Origin of the sequence: Bradyrhizobium sp. CCBAU 51627 (assembly GCF_028128765.1) — a bacterium.
Taxonomy (GTDB): Bacteria; Pseudomonadota; Alphaproteobacteria; order Rhizobiales; family Xanthobacteraceae; genus Bradyrhizobium.
The window spans coordinates 1-1,405 of the sequence record NZ_LBJG01000056.1 but is presented as its reverse complement, the minus strand read 5'-3'; the positions used below and the strand labels follow the sequence as shown (position 1 = coordinate 1,405).

Below are 1,405 nucleotides of genomic sequence, written 5' to 3'. Positions count from 1 at the left end.
CGCAAAGCCGCCCGCCCGCTACGGCGCTATGTGGGAGCGCGCGTCCGGGCGGCCTTGCTCTACCGAACTACACCACTACTGGGGACACGACCCCACAGCCAGACCACGTTTGGCTGGCAACGGTATGCCTATGCGCAGATATCGGACAAAGGCAGATATCTCATCGAGGTTCTCCAGCACTTCGAAAACCTTCCCGAGGCCTTCGGCATCCTCCTGCATGCGTTCTGGCGAGATACCTTGATGTCGCTGGGAGCCGTTCCAGTTGAAAAGAACGAGGCACTTCGCAGCCAGTTCATCGTCACCTTACGAAAGCGCCTGGGCCAGCCAGGCGGGCCGCTACGTTTCGACAACGATGCGCAATTGGATCGTCTCGCAAGCGAAGCCATTCGATACGGAAGAATGGCGGGAACGTGGGAGCGGACCACCAACTACAAGGCCTTCGTTGACCGATGGTCTGCTCTTGTGAGGTCGGATATGGAAGAAGAGACGTCCCATCTTTCTGAGAAAGACAGGGCCTACTACGAAGACCCAAAGCACCTGGATCACGCATTGCAATTCGTATGCAAGAGAAAGCTCTTCTCTCGAGGACGCGACTGGACGTGCCGGCGTTGCTTCAACAAGAACTGGACATCGGTTGACGACCTGCGGAGCGTCTTGATCTGCGAGGTCTGCAAGGAGGAGACCCCCGCGCCTGTTTCTGGCGAGTGGGACTTCAAACCGAATAATTTCATCGTCTCATCGTACCGCGAACACGGCATCGAGCCGGTCATCTGGACACTCTGGCACCTGTGGAACCATGCACGCTCATCATTCTATTTCACCCCCTCGCTCAATCTTTGGGAGACCTATCCCGAGAGCAGTCAAGATCAGGAGGATCTGGAAGTAGACGCTCTGGCGGTAGTTGATGGGGCGCTCTACCTATGTGAGGCTAAGACGTCTTCTGGCCTTAGCCCTCAACAAGAGCAGCAGCTAATCTCAGCTGCTGGAAGAATCCGTCCCGACGTCGTCTTGATTTCATGCACCGACAAAATCTCTTCGGGTATGAGAGCAGCGGCTACCCAAATCCAAGCCGCCGTTGGTGGCCACGTGAAAGTCGAGCTGCTAGAGCTGAAGCCTGAGACGCTGGAAACGAATTCGTCGTTGATTCGCTAAGGCCGACATAGGCGGTTTTCCCTCAACGATCGGCATCGCCTTAGGGACTCTTATTGCTGGGTCTTGAATATTGACGTGCACGGGCTCCTCGGAACATTTCTCGTGGATGTTTAGCGACTCGCCGGAGAAATCCCTGCTCCACTGACCCAGCATTCGGATTGGTCGTGTCCCCAGTAGTGGTGTAGTTCGGTAGAGCAAGGCCGCCCGGACGCGCGCTCCCACATAGCGCCGTAGCGGGCGGGCGGCTTTGCGG

The 1,405-nt window shown here is 56.9% G+C and carries 1 protein-coding gene; it reads left to right on the top strand.

Annotation, left to right across the window (positions count from 1 at the left end):
• A partial coding sequence (locus XH88_RS25680; protein ID WP_271671038.1) for a hypothetical protein occupies window positions 1-1,152 on the top strand: 1,152 nt, incomplete at its 5' end.
• Between the last annotated feature and the right edge of the window lie 253 nt (window positions 1,153-1,405).